The sequence below is a fragment of the Rhodococcus sp. NPDC006774 genome, from assembly GCF_040636045.1.
Lineage (GTDB): Bacteria > Actinomycetota > Actinomycetes > Mycobacteriales > Mycobacteriaceae > Rhodococcoides.
This window is the reverse complement of sequence record NZ_JBEYIW010000018.1, coordinates 1-18,096: the sequence shown is the minus strand read 5'-3', so window position 1 is coordinate 18,096 and position 18,096 is coordinate 1. Positions and strand designations below refer to the sequence as shown.

At 63.8% G+C, this 18,096-nt stretch carries 17 protein-coding genes and 1 riboswitch; of the genes, 8 read left to right on the top strand and 9 right to left on the bottom strand.

The features are described 5' to 3' along the window. Nucleotides 1-24 precede the first annotated feature (24 nt). From ABZ677_RS21830 to ABZ677_RS21810, 5 genes are all read right to left on the bottom strand, one after another. A complete protein-coding gene (locus ABZ677_RS21830; protein WP_037193437.1) occupies nucleotides 25-1,056 on the bottom strand; it encodes a TIGR03842 family LLM class F420-dependent oxidoreductase in 1,032 nt (343 codons plus the stop codon). A gap of 3 nt (nucleotides 1,057-1,059) precedes the next feature. Then, the gene (gene hydA / locus ABZ677_RS21825) at nucleotides 1,060-2,481 is read right to left on the bottom strand and encodes a dihydropyrimidinase (RefSeq protein ID WP_037193440.1); all 1,422 of its coding nucleotides are present in this window, start codon (nucleotides 2,479-2,481) and stop codon (nucleotides 1,060-1,062) included. Continuing rightward, the gene (locus ABZ677_RS21820) at nucleotides 2,481-3,320 is read right to left on the bottom strand and encodes a nitrilase-related carbon-nitrogen hydrolase (RefSeq protein ID WP_212556183.1); all 840 of its coding nucleotides are present in this window, start codon (nucleotides 3,318-3,320) and stop codon (nucleotides 2,481-2,483) included. The genes hydA and ABZ677_RS21820 overlap by 1 nt, the downstream gene beginning before the upstream one ends. A 103-nt stretch (nucleotides 3,321-3,423) precedes the next feature. After that, nucleotides 3,424-4,938 (bottom strand): ATP-dependent DNA ligase, encoded by a 1,515-nt coding sequence (locus ABZ677_RS21815; protein WP_358373188.1) that lies wholly within the window; start codon nucleotides 4,936-4,938, stop codon nucleotides 3,424-3,426. A 137-nt stretch (nucleotides 4,939-5,075) separates the two neighbouring features. After that, nucleotides 5,076-6,668, bottom strand: coding sequence for a carboxylesterase/lipase family protein (locus tag ABZ677_RS21810; protein WP_358373186.1), 1,593 nt, complete (start codon nucleotides 6,666-6,668; stop codon nucleotides 5,076-5,078). Between the two features lie 98 nt (nucleotides 6,669-6,766). On the opposite strand from ABZ677_RS21810, the gene ABZ677_RS21805 reads away from it, so the two are divergent. The 6 genes from ABZ677_RS21805 to ABZ677_RS21780 all read left to right on the top strand — a co-directional run bounded on the left by ABZ677_RS21805 (nucleotide 6,767) and on the right by ABZ677_RS21780 (nucleotide 12,378). After that, nucleotides 6,767-7,429 carry a hypothetical protein gene (locus ABZ677_RS21805; protein ID WP_358373184.1) on the top strand — a complete coding sequence of 221 codons (663 nt, stop codon included), beginning with the start codon at nucleotides 6,767-6,769 and terminating at the stop codon, nucleotides 7,427-7,429. A 118-nt stretch (nucleotides 7,430-7,547) separates the two neighbouring features. Beyond that, nucleotides 7,548-8,945, top strand: coding sequence for a sugar porter family MFS transporter (locus tag ABZ677_RS21800; protein ID WP_037193447.1), 1,398 nt, complete (start codon nucleotides 7,548-7,550; stop codon nucleotides 8,943-8,945). 63 nt (nucleotides 8,946-9,008) lie between these two features. After that, nucleotides 9,009-9,108: riboswitch (TPP riboswitch) on the top strand. Further along, nucleotides 9,102-9,824, top strand: a complete 723-nt coding sequence (locus ABZ677_RS21795; RefSeq protein ID WP_358373182.1) for a TenA family protein — start codon at nucleotides 9,102-9,104, stop codon at nucleotides 9,822-9,824. Its footprint overlaps the riboswitch before it by 7 nt. Next, on the top strand, nucleotides 9,821-10,834 hold the full coding sequence (locus ABZ677_RS21790; protein WP_094741380.1) for an ABC transporter substrate-binding protein: 1,014 nt from the start codon (nucleotides 9,821-9,823) through the stop codon (nucleotides 10,832-10,834). Before ABZ677_RS21795 ends, ABZ677_RS21790 begins: the two co-directional genes overlap by 4 nt. After that, entirely contained in the window at nucleotides 10,812-11,648 is an 837-nt protein-coding gene (locus ABZ677_RS21785) for an ABC transporter permease (RefSeq protein ID WP_358373180.1), read from the top strand. The genes ABZ677_RS21790 and ABZ677_RS21785 overlap by 23 nt, the downstream gene beginning before the upstream one ends. Further along, entirely contained in the window at nucleotides 11,641-12,378 is a 738-nt protein-coding gene (locus ABZ677_RS21780; RefSeq protein ID WP_358373177.1) for an ABC transporter ATP-binding protein, read from the top strand. Before ABZ677_RS21785 ends, ABZ677_RS21780 begins: the two co-directional genes overlap by 8 nt. A gap of 30 nt (nucleotides 12,379-12,408) precedes the next feature. Here the strand turns inward: ABZ677_RS21780 and ABZ677_RS21775 are convergent, their stop codons facing one another. Both ABZ677_RS21775 and ABZ677_RS21770 read right to left on the bottom strand, forming a co-directional pair. Then, nucleotides 12,409-13,686 carry an LCP family protein gene (locus ABZ677_RS21775; protein WP_358373174.1) on the bottom strand — a complete coding sequence of 426 codons (1,278 nt, stop codon included), beginning with the start codon at nucleotides 13,684-13,686 and terminating at the stop codon, nucleotides 12,409-12,411. A gap of 20 nt (nucleotides 13,687-13,706) precedes the next feature. Continuing rightward, nucleotides 13,707-14,363 (bottom strand): NAD(P)H-dependent oxidoreductase, encoded by a 657-nt coding sequence (locus ABZ677_RS21770; RefSeq protein ID WP_082323750.1) that lies wholly within the window; start codon nucleotides 14,361-14,363, stop codon nucleotides 13,707-13,709. 73 nt (nucleotides 14,364-14,436) lie between these two features. Between ABZ677_RS21770 and ABZ677_RS21765 the strand changes: the two genes are divergently transcribed. Then, nucleotides 14,437-14,799: a helix-turn-helix domain-containing protein gene (locus ABZ677_RS21765; protein ID WP_094633265.1), complete on the top strand. Its 363-nt coding sequence runs from the start codon at nucleotides 14,437-14,439 to the stop codon at nucleotides 14,797-14,799. A gap of 15 nt (nucleotides 14,800-14,814) precedes the next feature. Here the strand turns inward: ABZ677_RS21765 and ABZ677_RS21760 are convergent, their stop codons facing one another. Both ABZ677_RS21760 and ABZ677_RS21755 read right to left on the bottom strand, forming a co-directional pair. Further along, nucleotides 14,815-15,135, bottom strand: a complete 321-nt coding sequence (locus tag ABZ677_RS21760; protein WP_037193733.1) for a hypothetical protein — start codon at nucleotides 15,133-15,135, stop codon at nucleotides 14,815-14,817. Between the two features lie 230 nt (nucleotides 15,136-15,365). After that, the gene (locus ABZ677_RS21755; protein ID WP_358373169.1) at nucleotides 15,366-16,136 is read right to left on the bottom strand and encodes a hypothetical protein; all 771 of its coding nucleotides are present in this window, start codon (nucleotides 16,134-16,136) and stop codon (nucleotides 15,366-15,368) included. Between the two features lie 186 nt (nucleotides 16,137-16,322). Here ABZ677_RS21755 and ABZ677_RS21750 point away from each other — a divergent pair, with 186 nt between their 5' ends. After that, nucleotides 16,323-16,607, top strand: a complete 285-nt coding sequence (locus ABZ677_RS21750; protein WP_037193455.1) for a GNAT family N-acetyltransferase — start codon at nucleotides 16,323-16,325, stop codon at nucleotides 16,605-16,607. Nucleotides 16,608-18,096 lie beyond the last annotated feature (1,489 nt).

Below are 18,096 nucleotides of genomic sequence, written 5' to 3'. Positions count from 1 at the left end.
CCGAAGCCTGATCGAGAACACCCGTCACGACGTTGCCGTCACGCTCGGCCGAATCTGCGGAATGATGCTCTCTCCGTAGGCTTCGAGTGTCGCTGCCTTGGCGTCGTGCTGCAGGTACACCGAGAACTGGTCGACGCCGAGTGTCTCCAGCTCTTTCAGCTTGGCGATGTGATCGGCCGGGGTGCCCAGTAGGCAGAACCTGTCGATCACCTCGTCCGGAACGAACTCTGCGTGAGAGTTTCCGGCTCGACCGTGCTCGTTGTAGTCGTACCCTTTGCGCGCCGCGATGTAGTCGGTGAGTGCCTGTGGAACACCGCCGCCATCGCCGCCGTAGCGCGAGACGATATCGGCGACGTGGTTGCCGACCATCCCGCCGAACCAACGACACTGATCTCGGGCGTGTTCGAGCCCGGCATCGGTGCCGTCGGTGACGTAGGCGGGAGCGGCAACGCAGATCGAGATCGAATCGGGGTCGCGACCGGCCTGCTCGGCCGCGGCGCGGACCCGGCCGATCGTCCACGCCGCGATATCGGGATCGGCCAGCTGCAGAATGAACCCGTCCGCCACCTGGCCGGTGAGCTCGAGTGCTTTCGGCCCGTACGCCGCGACCCATACCTCCAGGCTCGAGTGTTCTGCCCACGGGAACTGCACGGTTGTCTCACCGACCCGAGCGCTCCGCCCATTGGCCAGATTACGGATCACCTCGATCGACTCTCGCAGTGAGGCAAGCGTTGTCGGCTTACCGCCCAGAGCCCGGACCGCGGAGTCGCCGCGGCCGATGCCACAGACCGTCCGATTGCCGAACATGTCGTTGAGCGTCGCGAACGTCGATGCCGTCACCGTCCAGTCGCGGGTGGCAGGATTGGTGACCATCGGACCGACGGTCACCCGCCTCGTCGCCGCCAGAATTTGGCTGTAGATGACGTACGGTTCCTGCCACAGCAGGTGCGAATCGAACGTCCACACGTGCGAGAACCCATGTGTCTCTGCCTGTCTGGCCAGATCGATCACACGGGACGCCGGCGGATTGCACTGGAGCACTACCCCGATGTCCATGACTCAGATCAGATTCTGAGACAGGTCGCGACGGACGAATCGTCCGTGTCCCGCAGTGCCGGAATAGGATCCACCGTCGACGATGATCCGGCCGCGAGAGATCACGGTGTCGACATGCCCGTCGATCTCGAAACCTTCGTACGCCGAGTAGTCCATGTTCATGTGGTGGGTCTTGTCGACGCCGATGCTGGTGTGTCCGTTCGGGTCGTAGATCACGATGTCCGCGTCGGCACCCGGGGTGATGACACCTTTCCTCGGATACATTCCGAACATCCTGGCCGGAGTGGTGCAGCAGACGTCGACCCACTTCTCCAGCGTGATCCTGCCGCTCTTGACGCCCTGGAACATCAGATCGATGCGATGTTCCACCGAGCCGATCCCGTTGGGAATCCTGGAGAAATCGCCGATACCCATCTCCTTCTGGTCCTTCATGCAGAACGGGCAGTGATCGGTACTGACGGTCGCCACGTCTCCGGTGCGCAGGTACCGCCACAACTCGTCCTGATGCCCCTCGGCTCGCGACCGCAGTGGCGTCGAGCAGACCCACTTGGCACCCTCGAAGCCCGGTGCACCGAGTTGTTCTTCGAGAGACAGATAGAGGTACTGCGGACACGTCTCGGCAAACACGTTCTGCCCGTTGCCACGGGCCTGCGCAATCTGTTCCAGGGCCTGCTTGGCAGAGACGTGTACGACGTAGAGCGGTGCGCCGGTGACGTGAGCGAGCATGATCGCTCGATGCGTCGCCTCCTCCTCGAGCTGCCACGGCCGTGACGTGCCGTGGAAGTACGGGGCCGTGTCTCCACGCGCGATCGATTGAGCAACGAGTACATCGATCGCGATGCCGTTCTCCGCGTGCATCATCAGCAGTGCACCCGTTTCGGCGGCTGACTGCATGGCGCGCAGGATCTTGCCGTCGTCGGAGTAGAACACACCCGGATAGGCCATGAAGAGTTTGAAGCTGGTGACGCCCTCGGACACCAACTCGCTCATGGCTTTCAGGGAATCGTCGGTGACGTCGCCGATGATCTGATGGAAGCCGTAATCGATGGCGCACTGCCCCGCGGCCTTCTCGTGCCACTGCGCCAGAGTGTCCTGGACGCGCTGACCGGGGGTCTGAATCGCGAAGTCCACGATCGTCGTCGTGCCACCCCAGGCCGCTGCGCGCGTTCCGGTTTCGAAGGTATCGGAGGCGAACGTACCGCCGAACGGCATCTCCATGTGCGTGTGTCCGTCGACCCCACCAGGAATGACGTATTTGCCGGTCGCGTCGACGACGACGTCCGCCGAGGTCTTCAGGTCCGCGGCCAGGGAGACCGATCCGGGTGCAAGCACTGCGACGATGCTCTCACCGTCGATGAGCACATCCAATTCCTGTGCGCCGGTGGTGGATACCACGGTCCCACCGTGCACGAAGGTGGTGGCCATCAGGGTTGCACCAGCGGGCCGTATGCGTCGGGTCTGCGGTCACGATAGAAGGCCCATCGGTCGCGGACCACCTTGAGCAGGTCCATGTCGAGGTCACGCACGATTATTTCGGGTTCCGAATCCGACGCCACCTCGCCGACGAATTTGCCTTCGGGATCCACGAAATAGCTGGTCCCGTAGAAATCGTCGTCACCGTATTCGGATTCGATTCCGACTCGATTGATCGCGCCCACGTAGTACTCGTTTGCGACGGCCGAGGCGGGTTGTTCGAGCTTCCACAGGTAGTTCGACAGGCCCCGCGAGGTGGCCGACGGATTGAAGACGATTTCGGCACCGGCAAGACCGAGTGCGCGCCAACCTTCCGGGAAATGTCTGTCGTAGCAGATGTAGACACCGATACGCCCGACCGCGGTGTCGAACACCGGCCACCCCAGATTGCCGGGGCGAAAGTAGAACTTCTCCCAGAATCCGTTCACGTGGGGGATGTGGTGTTTTCTGTACTTGCCGAGATAGGTCCCGTCGGCGTCGACGACGGCAGCGGTGTTGTACAGAAGTCCGGGTTGTTCCTGCTCGTACACGGGCAGAATCATCACGATGCCGAGTTCCTTCGCCAGCGCGGCGAAACGGTCGACGGTGGGCCCTGGTACCGATTCTGCGTATTCGTAGAACTTCGCGTCCTGTAGCTGACAGAAGTACGGACCGTAGAAAAGTTCTTGGAAGCAGACAACTTTCGCGCCCTGCTCGGCGGCGGACCGAGCAAACCCCTCGTGTGCCGCGATCATCGATTCTTTGTCACCGGTCCACTTGCTTTGGACCAGAGCAGCTCGAACTGTGGACATCATTGGCACTCCATCTCTCGCTGGCTTGCACCCTCAAGATATTTTGCGCCGTGTTACGGGATCGTTCGGCCGGTTTCGTATGTATTAATCGTCGGAACTGTTTTCACGAATGTGGAAGGAGTGCGCGCACGGCGTCGATGGAGTCCGCGGTGGCGAGGTTCTTGTCGGGTCGGTATCGCAGTACTCGCGCGAATCGCAGGGCAACGCCGCCCGGATAACGTGGGCTGACCTGCACGCCGTCGAGTTCGATTTCGACGATCAGTTCGGGGCGCAGGTACACGGTGTGCTCGTCGCGCTCTCGCTCGTGTTTCGGGAATTCGTCGGTCTGCCACTGCAACAACACGTCGGTCAGGCCTTTGAAGGTCTTCCCCACCATGATCGGGTCACCGCCGTCGGGATCGCGAGCTCCCAGGTGCAGGTTGGACAGGTAGCCGGTGCGCCGCCCGTACCCCCACTCGGCTCCGAGGACGACGAGGTCGAGGGTGTGTTCGGGTTTGACCTTCTGCCAGCTCTTTCCGCGACGGCCTGCGGCGTACGGTGCACCGAGAGCTTTGAGCATGACTCCCTCGTGCCCGGCGTCGAGTGCAGCGTCGAAGTGGGCTGCTGCTTGGTCCGCATCGGGCCGAACGGCACTGGGAATTCGGTGCCCCGGTGCCACCCGGTCCAGTGCCGCCAGCCGTTGCTCCAGCGGGGAATCGAGCAGATCGACACCGTCGAGGTGCAGGCAGTCGAAGAAGTAGGGCTGCAGCAGGAGCTCGTGCGCGCTCTCGGCACCGAACCGGCTCATCGTTTCCTGGAAAGGCCTGGGCCGTCCGCTGTCGTCGAGCGCGAGGGTCTCCCCGTCCAGGACCACCGAATCGCACGGCAGCTCGAGAACCAGGTCCACCAGCTCGGGCACGCCGGCAGTGATGTCGCGCAGAGTCCGCGTGTAGATGCTCACGTTGTTTCCGGAGCGGTGCACCTGAATTCGCGCGCCGTCGAGTTTGTATTCGACGGTGACATCGCCGGACATCTGTTCCCAGGCGCCGCGCAGGGATTCCGCCGGCGACGCCAGCATCGGCCGGACCGGACGACCGACCTCGAGCCGGAATGCATCCAGCGCGTCGACGCCACCGGTCATGGCGGCTACGGCCGTGGCAGGCAAACGACCCGAGAGCATGAATGCCCGACGCACCGGCGCTTGCGGCAGGTTCGTGGCCGCGGCAACGGCGTCGACCATGATTCCTTCGAGCGCGCCCTGGCGCAGCTCGCCGGTGACGAGCCGGATCAGAAACCGACGCTCCTCGGCCGTACTTCGGGAGAACAGGTCGGTCAATATCGCTACCCGCCGCGCAGCAGAACCCGCCCCCGAGGTCGCCGCGACCGAAGATATCGCCTCGTCCACCGCGGCAACCGTCAGTGTCGAGTCCGCGGCGGACGTCACGTCGACATCGGCGAGAGTGCGCCAGCCGACCCCTATCCGCCCCTGCGGCAACTCCCCCGACAGCCACGACACGGCGGGCCCGATGTCACCGGCCTCGGCCTCGGCGAGCAGGGCACCGAGTTGCTCGATCTTGACCTTTCGCGAGCGCGTCGCTGCCACGGCACTGGACGTTTCGACGATCCTCGACATCAACACACCATCGAACTTAACCGCACCTACCGACAGGTCGCTGACATCCAATTGTTACCGGTGTGACTCGAGCGGCCGGTGTTCTTGCTGTTACGTTCGATTCATGTCAGCAACGCCGTGCGACAGAACGCATGAGCGATGTGTCAGCTGAACCCGAGAACGCGGTCGCCCCATGCAGCGCGCATCTCGCCGTCGGGGTCGTCGACGAGAGTGTCGGAAGCATCGATCACCAGCGTCCAGCGCGCCTGCTCGGTGTACGGGGCCCAATGCTTGGACGCATCCAACGCTGCGGGTACGCCGTACCGCGCGAAAGCGAGCCAGCGTCTCTGCATCCGCGCGGACACCGCCATCGCCGGCTTCCGGCCACCGAGCCAGAAGGTGGGGTCTCGGCTGAGTGTTCCGAAATTACCGAACACATACGGCAGTTCGGTCGCGTGTCCCGCTCCCACCCGTGCGGCCTTGAGCATCGGCGTCGCATGATCGAATCGGTACATCCATGTCGGCGAATGCCTGCTGTGCCCGTCGGCGATCCAGACGCTCGGCATGAGGAAACCCGCGTCGCGCGATATGGCCTGTGCCCCAGCGGGTTTGTCCCGGTCCGGATATGCGGCCATGATCTCGGCGACCCGATAGGCGGGCAGATCCGCGTGGTCGTGAGCGATGGCGCGGAACATCTCGGAGACGGTGTCGGAGGTGATCGGCATCAACGGAGACTTCATGAATCGAAAGATCGAGGGCTCGTCGTGGTTGGTGCCGATGATCAACGGGATCTTGTGCGAGAGCCCCTTCTGGAAGGCTGCCACTGGATAGCGCGGCACGATGTCTCCGTCGACGACCGGCGAAAGGCCAAGTGTCCCAGGAACTGTCGTCGGGATCTCGTAGCAGAGCGTGTCACCGGCGGTGACCAGCCTGGTGAAATGCATATCGAACAGTTCACCGATGTCTTCCCGGTCGACGCCCACCAACTCCAGGAACCTCGACGCCACCGCGGCTCCGCGGTCGGGGCCGTACACCGAGGTCGCAGGCGCGCTCTGCACGATCGCTCGCTGGAACAGACCCTCGGCCTTGGGAGAGGTCATCAACGTGGTGACCGACGCTCCCCCGGAGGATTCACCGAACACCGTCACCTGATCGGGATCGCCGCCGAACGCAGAGATGCACTCACGGACCCACTGCAGTGCGGCAATCTGATCTCGCAGCCCCAGATTGGTCTCGAACGTGTGCTCGTCGGTGGAGAACGAGGACAGGTCGAGGAACCCGAACGGGCCGAGACGAAAATTGATGGTCACCACCACCACGTCGCCGTTCTCGCTGAGGTTTCTCCCGTCGTAGACCCGCTGGGCGGACGATCCGAGCGAGTACGCACCGCCATGGATCCAGACCAACACCGGCCGCAGTTCTGCATCGGGACGGGGAGCCCAGACGTTGAGCGTGAGGCAGTCCTCGGAAATCGACAGCGACGGATCAATCGGCACCGGACTGTCACGACCCTGCGGAGCCATCGCACCGAATTCGAGGCCGTCGAGCACTCCCGACCAGGGCTGCAACGGACGCGGCGCTCGGAACCTGAGCTTCCCCACCGGAGGCGTCGCGTAGGGAATACCCCGCCAGGCCAGGATCGGCGACGCATCGGCAGCGACCGGATAGCCGAGAACGTCGCCGTAGGGCGTGCTCACGAGCACGGTGGAATCGGGCTCGGTGGCATCGGACGCGCCGGAGTCAGAGGCGATGGCCATGGAACCTCCCGTTCGGTCGTTGCCCAACGTACCAACATCAACCATCCCCTCGGCGACGATACGCGCAGCGTCGACGCCCGCGAGCGAAGGAACCGTCGATGAAGAGAATCGGATGTGCCGCAGTGGCAGTCGTCGGGGCATGTCTGCTCGGAGCCTGCGGTTCGAGCGGCGGAGGCGACGGACCGATGGCGACCGTGATCACCGACCGCCCCACCCCGATCACCACGGCTCCCTCCGCCCCCTCTGCCGCGCCGGCATCACCGTCCACCGCAGCGACCACCACGCCGACGTCCACCACGCCGACGTCCACCACGGCAACACCGACGAGTCCTGCTGCACCCCAGGCGAAACCGCAGGACTACGCAGGCAACGCACCCGGCTGGTACTACTTCTCGAGCCCCAGCGGAAAGTTCGAGTGCGGTATCGCCGTCCTCGAATCCTCGATCGCCGGATGCCACGGGTCGCTCCCTTCTTCGGCACCCGAGGTTCCCGGCAGCGGGGCGTCGGAAACGGCGGTGAAACCCAATGCCGTGCAGCTGATCGCTGGATCACCGGCGAAGTTCGAGAGCCTCGGCGATCCCAAGTTCCACCGTTTCGACGGTCCTGCGGCAGCCTTGCCGTACGGCGAGGAGCTCACCGTCCCCGGAAGCGGCTCCACCAACGGCCTTCGGTGCAGCGTCGACGAGCAGACCGGAGTCACGTGCACCGATCAGGTCGGCCACGGTTTCACCGTCTCGGACGATGATTTCGACCTTCGTTGACGGTCTCGTTCGCTCAGCAAATTACCAGGCGTAATGTCCGGGGACGGTACGACAATTCCTGCCGTACGGTCTCCCCAGCGGCCGACGCCCGTGCGCGCGGCCGGAAGGTGCATCACTCATGAATCAGACCTCGGACCGCCACACAGCGAAGGTCATCGGCGTCAGCATCGCCGCTGCTGTGGGCGGATTCCTGTTCGGCTTCGACAGTTCCGTCATCAACGGCGCTGTCGACTCGATCGAAGATCACTTCCTCCTCGGCTCGTTCACCACCGGCTTCGTGGTCGCGATCGCCCTCATCGGGTGCGCAGTGGGTGCCTGGTTCGCCGGCAGCCTCGCAGACCGTTGGGGACGCAAGAAGGTCATGCTGCTCGGCTCGGCCCTGTTCGTCGTTTCGTCGATCGGTTCGGGACTGGCGTTCAGCGTCCCCGACCTCATGCTCTGGCGAGTGCTCGGTGGACTGGGAATCGGCATCGCCTCGGTGATCGCACCGGCGTACATCGCCGAGATCGCTCCGGCCAAGTGGCGCGGTTCCTTGGCCTCGCTCCAGCAGTTGGCCATCACCATCGGTATTTTCGCCGCTCTGCTGTCCGACGCCCTCCTCGCGGGTGCCGCGGACGGGGCGTCCAACGACCTGTGGTTCGGCATCGAGGCCTGGCGCTGGATGTTCCTGGTCGGCGTCGTACCGGCGCTGGTGTACGGGTTGTTGGCAACCCTGATCCCGGAGTCTCCGCGCTACCTCGTCGGTCAGCATCTCGACGAGGAAGCCGCCAGAGTCCTCGCCGAGATCACCGGCGAACTGCATCCGGACGAGCGTGTCCACGAGATCAGGCTGACACTGCGCAAGGAGTCACGCTCGTCGTTCGCCGACATTCGCGGTCCGAAGTTCGGCCTGCAACCCATCGTCTGGGTGGGCATCACGATGGCCGTGCTGCAGCAGTTGGTCGGCATCAACGCGATCTTCTACTACTCGACGACGCTGTGGCGCTCGGTCGGCTTCAGTGAGGATCAGTCGTTCACGACGTCGGTCATCACCGCCGTGATCAACGTGGTCATGACGTTCGTGGCGATTCTGTTCGTTGACCGAATCGGTAGGCGCAAGCTGCTGATGGCGGGCTCGATCGGCATGTTCGGCGGACTCGTCATGGCGTCGGTGGCGTTCTCGCAGGCGACCGGCAGCGGCGACGACGTCACGTTGCCTGCTCCGTGGGGTGCGATCGCGCTGATCGGCGCCAATCTTTTCGTCATATTCTTCGCATCCACCTGGGGTCCGATCATGTGGGTCATGCTCGGTGAGATGTTCCCCAACCGCATGCGGGCCATGGCACTCGGCATCGGCACTGCAGCCAACTGGATGGCCAACTTCGCTGTCACGCTTGCCTTCCCGCCGCTGACGTCGTCTGTGGGACTGTGGGTGATCTACGCAGGATTCGCTGTGTTCGCCGCACTCTCGTTCTTCTTCGTCAAGGCCAAGATCCGGGAGACCAAGGGTATGGAGCTCGAAGACATGCTGGGCTGAACCCGGACCGCAGATACAGGGGCGGCAGCAGTGCCACCGGGTGACCGGTGTTACTGTCACTGTCGTTCTGACACGGGGTGTGTCCGCCGATGCGGATGCTGAGATCAAACCCGCCGAACCTGATGCAGGTAATACTGACGAAGGGATGTCAAGGCGATGACGCCTGTTGTATCTGCGGACCCGGTCCGCTTCACCGATCGACTGTGGAATGCCTCCGAGGACATTCGACGCGCGATCGACGACCTCGAATTTCTTCGACTACTCGGGGCCGGGACGCTTCCGCTCGACGCGTTCCGTAGGTACCTCGAACAGGACTCACTCTATCTCGGTGGGTACGTGAAGTCGCTGTCACTGCTGGCAGCACATGCACCGAACCCGTTCACCGGAGCATTCTGGGCAAGCGCTGCTGCGAGCGCGATGGACGAGGCCGCGTCGCACGAGGCGATGCTGACCGGTGGAGCGCTGCCCCCGTCGACCCGGACGCCCGAGCCCTCACCGGCATGCCTCGGTTACACGTCCTACCTGACCGCGACGGCGGCAACCGAACCGTATCCTGTTGCAGCAGCAGCTGTTCTGCCGTGCTTCTGGATCTACGCAGACGTCGGCCGCTCACTCGCCGGTGCAGCGAGGGCGGTTCTCGATCGCGATCCCGACCACCCGTACGCGCAGTGGGTGGCCGCGTACGACGCACCCGAATTCCATGCCATCGTCGACGCTGCCAAGACCTTCGTCGATGACGCCGCAGCGGCCGCGACGCCGGCGCAGCGCGAGCAGATGATCGACGCCTTCGTCGTCGCGTCGCGGTACGAATTGATGTTCTGGGACAGCGCATTACATCCCACCCCATGGCCCCTGGCCGAGAGTGCGGTGTACGCATGAGAACCACTCGAATCCTCGCGGCGTTGGCGGCGGCAGTCGTTGCCACGACCGGACTGGCGGGCTGCTCCGACTCGACGGACTCCGACACCATTCGGTTCGCGTTGGACTGGACGCCGAACACGAACCACACCGGCCTGTATGTCGCCCTGCAGGAGGGCTATTTCGCCGACGCCGGCCTGGACGTGGAGATTCTGCCGTACAACAACACCGCGGCGGACACTCTCGTCGATGCCGGAAACGCCGAGTTCGGCATCAGCACACAGAGTTCGGGCGTATTCGCGACCTCCGCAGGCGCGCAGACAGTGTCCGTCCTTGCGCCGCTGCAGCATTGGGCTACCGGCATCGGAGTTCGCGCCGATCGAGACGACATCCCGAGCCCGAAGGCACTCGACGGGAAGGTCTACGCCGGGTTCGGCGAGTCCGGTGAGCAGGCCGGACTCGAGAAGGTCATTCAGAACGACGGCGGCACAGGCGAATACGAAACGGTGGTACTGGGTACCTCGGCGTACGAGGCGGTGTACTCCGGTACCGCCGACTTCACCGTCTCCTACTTCGCGTGGGAAGGCATCGAAGCCGAGCACAGCGGAACGCCGATGAAATACTTCGACTACACCGACTATGGGTTTCCGGACGCCTACGCCATCACGATCAGCGGCAACGAGCCCTGGCTCGCAGCCCATCCGGACCAGGCCGAGAAGTTCGTCCAGGCACTTCAGCGCGGCTACCAACTCGCCGCTGACGATCCGGACAAGGCCGCACAGGATCTGATCGACGCCAATCCGGGAACCTTCACCGACGAGTCTCTCGTCTTCGAGAGCCAGGAGATGCTCGCAGCGAAGTACATGAAGGACTCCACTGGCGAGGTAGGACGACAGAGTCTCGACAAGTGGACCGCGTACTCGAAATTCCTCTACGACAGCGGTGTGCTGGCCGATCAGAACGGCGCGCCTCTGACCGCGGAGCCGGACTGGTCGACCTACTTCACCAATGACTACCTCGGCAATCGATGAGTCGGTAGCCGCTGACCGAGGTTTTTACTCGTTCAGCGGTATCCGAGCCTCGCTTCGTTGGGCGTGGCCCGCGCTGACCGTCGTCGTACTGCTCATCGCCGCCTGGCAGATCTACGTCCAGATCAGCGGCATCCGGCCGCAGGTGCTGCCGTCCCCCGGCCGAGTGGTGGTCCAGGGTTGGGCGCAACGCGATGCGATCGCCGAGAACGCGGCGGCGACTCTGCAGGTGACCCTGGTCGGGTTCGCGGTCTCCCTGGCCCTGGCATGGCTGCTGGCCATCGCGGTGGATTTCTCGCCGTGGCTGCGGCGCGCGTTCGTACCCCTCTTCGTCGTATCGCAGACGCTTCCGATCATCGCGATCGCGCCGCTGTTGATCATCTGGTTCGGCTTCGGGCTGCTTCCGAAGATCCTGGTCATCGCGTTGGCCACGTTCTTCCCGATGGCCATCGGGCTCATCGAGGGTTTCGCGGCGGCCGATCGAGACGCGAGATCACTGCTGGCCAGCATGGGCGCCTCGCGCTGGCAACAGTTTCGATACGTACGGCTACCGTCGGCGCTCCCCCGATTCTTCACCTCACTTCGCATCGGAATCACCTACGCGGTGGTCGGTGCGATCTTTGCCGAATATGCCGGGGCCAGTGCGGGACTCGGCATCTACATGAGCCAACAGAAGAACTCTTTTCGTACCGATCTGGTTCTCGCCGCGGTTGCCGTGACTGCCGTGATCAGCGTGGTCCTGTTCGTCTCCACCTTCCTGGTGGAGCGGTTCGTCGCTCCTTGGGCGCGCCACGGTTCGGCGGGTCTTCATGTCTGACTCCGACACCTGCATCGATGTTCGCGATCTCACCAAATCATTCGGCGACAAGCCCGTACTCGACGGCATGTCGTTCGGTGTTCGGCCCGGCGAGTTCGTGTCGATCATCGGCCCGAGCGGTTCCGGTAAGAGCACGGTGTTCAACGTGCTGGCCGGACTCGACAGGCCCGACTCCGGCACGGTGCGAGTACCACCGTGCGCCTACATGCCGCAGAAAGACCTGCTGTTTCCGTGGCGTTCGGTGTTGGACAACACCACCCTCGGGCTCGAAGTGCAGGGCATTGCCAAGAAGGAGGCGCGGGCGCGGGCACGCGAGCTGTTCCCGGTATTCGGTCTGGACGGGTACGAGTCGGCCAGACCGTCCGAACTCTCCGGCGGCATGCGCCAGCGAGCGGCGCTGCTGCGCACGGTGGTGCAGGGACGATCGGTACTGCTGCTCGACGAACCGTTCGGAGCGCTGGACTCGTTGACCAGGAGCGACATGCAGGCCTGGTTGCAGCAGGTCTGGTCGGAGTTTCGGTGGACCGTGCTGATGGTCACGCACGACATCCGAGAAGCGGTCTATCTCTCCGATCGCGTGATCGTCCTCTCCCCCAGACCCGCCCACGTCCGACGGCAGATCGAGGTGACGCTGCCCCGCCCGCGCGGGCTCGAGATCGTCACGACGCCGCAGTTCGCGGCCGTGGAGAAACAGCTGATGGACGTTCTGCTCAGCACACCGACCCTCTGACCGGTACCGCGCGAGTTCGGTCGACAGGGCTCAGTCGACACAGGGAATGCCGCCGTCGCTGTGCACACCCTCGTCGGGGGCTGCTATCGGATGCAGGGACGGATCCGGCGCAGCGACCTCGAGCGGGGGCAGCTCCGTTCCCGGATCGGGTGCCGCGGTGATCGGCGGTGCGGGCGGCGGCGCGTCATCGATCAACCGCGCTGCCTCGGCCCTGATGGCGTCGACGTCGACGAGGTTGACGTCCTGCCCGTCGATCGTGTCGTAGCCCGTGATCGGGAGCGTGTAGAAATCGATGTCGCCCTGCATGACTGCACCGGCTCCCCCTGCGAGCTTCACCGGATCCAGGGATGCGTCGATCACGACGTCGTCCTTGGTGCCCGCTACGAGCGCCCGGAGTTCGCCGATGTTCGCCATGACACCGGATGAGCTGAGCTTGGCCATCACTCCGGCTACGAAGGCCTGCTGTCGCTTGGTTCGATCGAGATCGCCGTTGTCGAGGCCGTGGCGTTGCCGGACGAAGGACAGTGCCTGCGAGGCGCTCAGTTCTTGCGTGCCCGCAGCGAAGTCCGCCCCCGAGTAGTTGTCGTGTACCGGATTGTTCAGGCACACCTGAATGGGTCCGACAGCTGCCGCGACGTCGTAGAAGCCCAGAAGATTCACTTCGGCAAAATGATCGATCGGCACGTCGAGCAGATCACGAACCGCGGTCAACGTCGACCGTCGTCCCGCGTCGCGCGCTCGTCGCTCCCGTTCGGCCGGATCGGTGACGCCCTCGTCGAGCAACTGTGTATCGGCGTCGGCTTTCGCAAGTCCGTACGCTTCCTTGATCTTTCGCTTGCCGTATCCGGGAACGTCGACGTAGTCGTCGCGAGGTATCGACAGCGCCGTCGCGCGCCCGCCGTCGGCCGGAAGGTGCACCAGCAACAGGGTGTTGGTGTTGTATCCCCCCACGTCGCTGTCGCCTGCATGCAGCGCGTCGGTGACGAACTCGGCAGGTAGGTCGTTGCCGTCCATGTCCTTGCGGCTGTCGAGGCCGATCAACAGGATGTCGGTGTCCTCGCCGTTGCCACTCGGATCGTTGTTCGCGATGCCGTCGAGCGCGTTCGAGGTGGTCAGTCCCGTGGTGGCTTCGCGGTACACCGCGAACCCGATTCCGCTGACCACGATCGAGCCCACTGCCGCAGTGGCGACGAAAACCCGGCCGATTCGGAGCGCGAGGCCTCGATCGCGCGACGGCTTCCTGATGCGATGACGCCCCGATCCACGTTCACCGCGGGTGGTGTCGTTGCCTGGGCCGTTCGAGAGCACCTCGCCAGGCTACTCGGCTCTCACCTGGTGGTAGCTCCACCCAATCGCCGCGCGAGATCGTCGACGGCGGAGAACGCAGCCTCGAGATTGGCTCGCGCCTGCGGAATCTGCGGCGCGAGTGCCGGCACCCGCTCGGCGAGAGTCAGATCGACCGGGACGAAGTGGACGTCCATTCCCAGCGCGACTCCGAGCACCTGTCGCAGTTGTGCGGTGGTGTGGTCGGTGGACGCGTTGTCGGTACCGGGGGTGTAGTCGTTTCCCCGACTGGTCACCACGACCACGGGCTTGCCGACGAGAGGTGCCGTGTCGCTGTCGAACGGCACGGTGATGCCCGGAACGTGTACGTAGTCGATCCATGCCTTCAGGGTCGACGGGATCGACCAGTTGTACATCGGCGCACCGATCAACACCACGTCCGCCGAGATCAGTTCCTCGATCAGTTCGACCTGCAACGCCTCGGCGGATGGATCGACGGTTTCGTCGGCGGTTCGCAGATGAGGTGCCCAGTGCAGCGCAGACGTGGGTAGGTGCGGCAGCGGACTCGAATGCAGGTCTCGAGGGATCACCGAGTGGTCGGTGCCGATGCCGTGCCAGGCGTCCGAGAAGCGGGCCGTCACCCGGCGGCTGATCGAGCCGACCGGGTCGGCGGACGAATCGAGGTGCAACAACTGCGGCACTGAACACTCCTCACATGCTGGGTGCTTCGAGCCTATGCGCACCGAGGCCGTTGCCCGCCCCTATCCTGGAAGAATGGACTTCCGATTCGTCATGCCTGCCCTCGAGTCGCGATCGGCCACCTCGCTGGCGGCGGTCGTTCACGAGCGGACCGGAGCAGACCTCGACATCAGTATCGGCGGTTCGGAGGTTCGGATCGACGACGCGGCACGCGGCGCGGTGTTGGAACTTCTCACCCAGCTCGCGACCGGGCGGGCGGTGGCCATCGGCACCGTGGACGAGTTGCTGACCACCTCGCAGGCTGCCGAGGTGCTCGGGGTATCCGACACCTATGTCAGACGGTTGGCCGATGCGGGCGATCTACCGATCGAAATGCGCGGCACTCACAGACGATTTCGGCTCGAAGACCTTCTGCGACACCGTGATCGATTCCGGTGATGTGCGCTTTGCCCGTCACCCGGCCTCGCGTTCGAAGTGCTCGGACTGGACGGTCATGAGATCTCGGAACGCCTGCCCGGCAGCCAGCCAGAGTTGTTCGGAGTCGATGTAGTCCACCCCTCGGATATCGACATCACCCAGGTACGCGCCGACGTCGACCGACAACATTCCGATGACAGAAGAGACGTCGGCATCGAGATACGTGGATTGGGTGTTCTGCAGCTCGCGGAACTGAGCCGAGAAGAACTCGGCCGGGATTCTACGATCGACGAACTGGGCGATGAGGAACAGGAAGCGGGACGCGTGGGCGGAGCCCGTCCGGAAGGAATGTTCCATGGTGAAGACCTCTCCCCACGGTCGACAGCACCCCTCGCACTGTCGACCGTTGAGCTCGCTGATACCCGAATTTCGATGCACGGACGAACTCTCGAACATCGATTCGACCCAGAGGCTAAAACAGGGAGCTCGTCCTACCAGCGCAAGATTAATCGGACCTTTGTCCCGTTTTTACCGGAAAAGCCGATTTGGTGAGGAGTCACAACAAAGGGGTCGGGAGCTGTAGTTCTCTACTGAAAAGATCCCAGCGGAGCACGATCCGGAGTGTCCAGTTGCCAGAACTGCCAACCGTCGCGCTCCTCGACATCCCCACTGATATGCGTGGCCACCGCACTGGCAGCGACGGAGGGATTGTCGAATCGACGGCCCTCCATCGGCCCAGCGGTGATCTCGAGTCGCTTTGTCTCGGGATCGTAGCGACCACTCAGCCGATAGCCTTCGCAATCGGCGACCACCCGTACCCGGTTGTCGATCACTTCTTCCTCCACGGCCGCCTTGGACGACTTTCGAGGTGCCTTCACCCGTGGAGTACGAACCCACGTCTGTTCGGGGCCGAGATCGACCGATGTGTCCAACGTCGAACTCAGACCCAGCAGGTCCCAACGCTCGCTGCCGTGCAGCACTCGGTCCACCGCTATCGCGTGATGTCCGGTCCTGGTACGCAGTGGCGAATCCTGGACCCACAAGTCGACTTCTCCTCGTATGTCGGTGGCCATCTCTTCGGACGAGACCATGTAGAAGCGCGGCTCGTCGTTCGCCAGATCGACGAACACCCAATACGAGGAACCGGTGTCGTCACTCTCGAGCGATTCGTCCTGCCTGCGGGCCTTCCAATCTCCGGTCACCTTCGATCGCACGCGAACGATGCACGACGAGGTGCCGTCCATCGACCAGACCTGCACGGGATTGCGACGCGACGTCGTCAGCCGTTCCGCACGTCCACCGCGCTGAGCGACGGTTCGGATGAATGCCTTGATTCCCCGGTCGGATGTGTCTTCCACGGATTGCCACCTTCAGCCTCGAGAGCGCCCCGTACTTCTGAAGAGCGGTGTTGCGACGGGTGGCGCTCGCACGACTCGGTTTCCCTCACCCTACTGCGTCGATGCCTGCTCGAGTAACCGCAGAACACCCCACAGGACGAGGTCCGGTTACCGTGGTGACAACGAACTCGGCCAGGAGGTACCACCATGGCGGTCAAGATCACCCACGACAGTGCCGACCGACGGTTCGAGATCCATGTCGACTCCGAGCTGGCAGGCTACTCGGAGTACATCGAATCGGACGGCGCACGAACGTTTCATCACACCGTGACGCTCCCGCAGTTTCGCGGCCGAGGGCTTGCCGCTGCCCTCACCGAATACGCCCTCGACGACACCAGCACGCAGGGACTGCGCGTTGTCCCTACGTGCTGGTTCGTTCGCGACTTCATTGCCGCCGCGGGCGATCGCTACTCACATCTGATGGAGCCCTGACTGTCAGCGCCGGGACGACATCACCGCAAACTCGATCTCGGATTCCGATTCGCAATCGTTCTGGGCTGTTGTCTCCGTCGGATCACTCTCACTTGAATCCGATTCTGCGACAGTTGTTTCGGCAGCTCTCTCCGCTGCGACCCGACGCCGTTCGTAGTTCTGCGCGCCACGCGCGACGCGTTGTCGGTGTTCGTTCAGGATCTGTTCGTACTGGTACATCTGTTCTCCTACAACAAGAATGGACGCCGAACACAGAGCATTGCTGTGCGGCGAAGTATTGGATCGACAGCTGCATATCGCCGGCCGGAACCGACCGATTCGGCCGAAGGCTCACTCAGAGAGCATGATCGGCAAGCATGGCAATCCGCGAGTAGACGACTCGACGGCCCACGTGATTCGTTCCTGCTGCCATTGTCCACCTCCACGGTCTCTGCGATGTGCCTGTGCCACGATCATGCACGGGCGCGGCGACGAACTCCACCGATTTAATTCAGCGAGCACGACGCGACAGCTGTCACCCACCAATCAATTTGTCGCAAAGTACATTTCGCGACCACATCGCATCTCGAACGACGTGATGCGGAGACGATGACATCGCACCGAGCCGGCACAGTGTGAGCCGCGCGGTGATACTGATATCTACCGTCGCCTGAGTCGTAGTCGAAACTTTGAGTCCGCGAATGCGCGCGCGCATTTGCCGACGCGTACGCATTCAGCAGTCGACTCGCATGCCCTGCCCGGGTTCTGGCCTTCACGTCCGCGAATGCGCGCGCGTTTGCCGAGGGGCGGCATTGGTGCCGGGCAGCTCGGGAGGCTTGGAGCGGCAGTCGGGGTGCCGGCAGCTCCAGGGTCCGTCGATGTGACGGCAACGCCCGGCCTGTGTCCCTCGTGTCCGCAAATGCGCGCGCGTTTGTCAGGTGCGCGGGGAATAGGTACAGGTCGGGATGCGACTCTGCGCGCGGATGGCGAATGCGCGCGCGTTTGCCCGGGGGCTCGGGGGCGGCAGTCGGGGTGCCGGGCAACTCGGGGGGCCGCAGTCGTGTCGTCTGCCGGCATCCGGGTTCAGGCAGCCCCCGCTCGTCGCGAATGCGCGCGCGTCTGCCAGGTGCGCGCGGAATAGGTACAGGTTGGGATGCGATTGTGCGCGCGGATGGCGAATGCGCGCGCGTTTGTCCTCGTATTCGCGGTTCGCAGTCGCGTGGCCTGCCGGCACCCGAGTTCAGGCAGCCCCCGCTCATCGCACATGCGCGTGCGTGTGTCGGGTGCGCGGGAAATAGGGGCTGGTCGGGGTGCGAGTGTGCGCGCGGATGGCGGATGCGCGCGCGTGTGTCGGTGTGGGTGTGTGGGTGGTTTCGAAATGCAGAACACCCCCAGACCAGTGGTCTGAGGGTGTCCTGGCAAATTGTGTTCGGCGGTGTCCTACTCTCCCACACCCTGTCGAGTGCAGTACCATCGGCGCTGGAGGGCTTAGCTTCCGGGTTCGGAATGG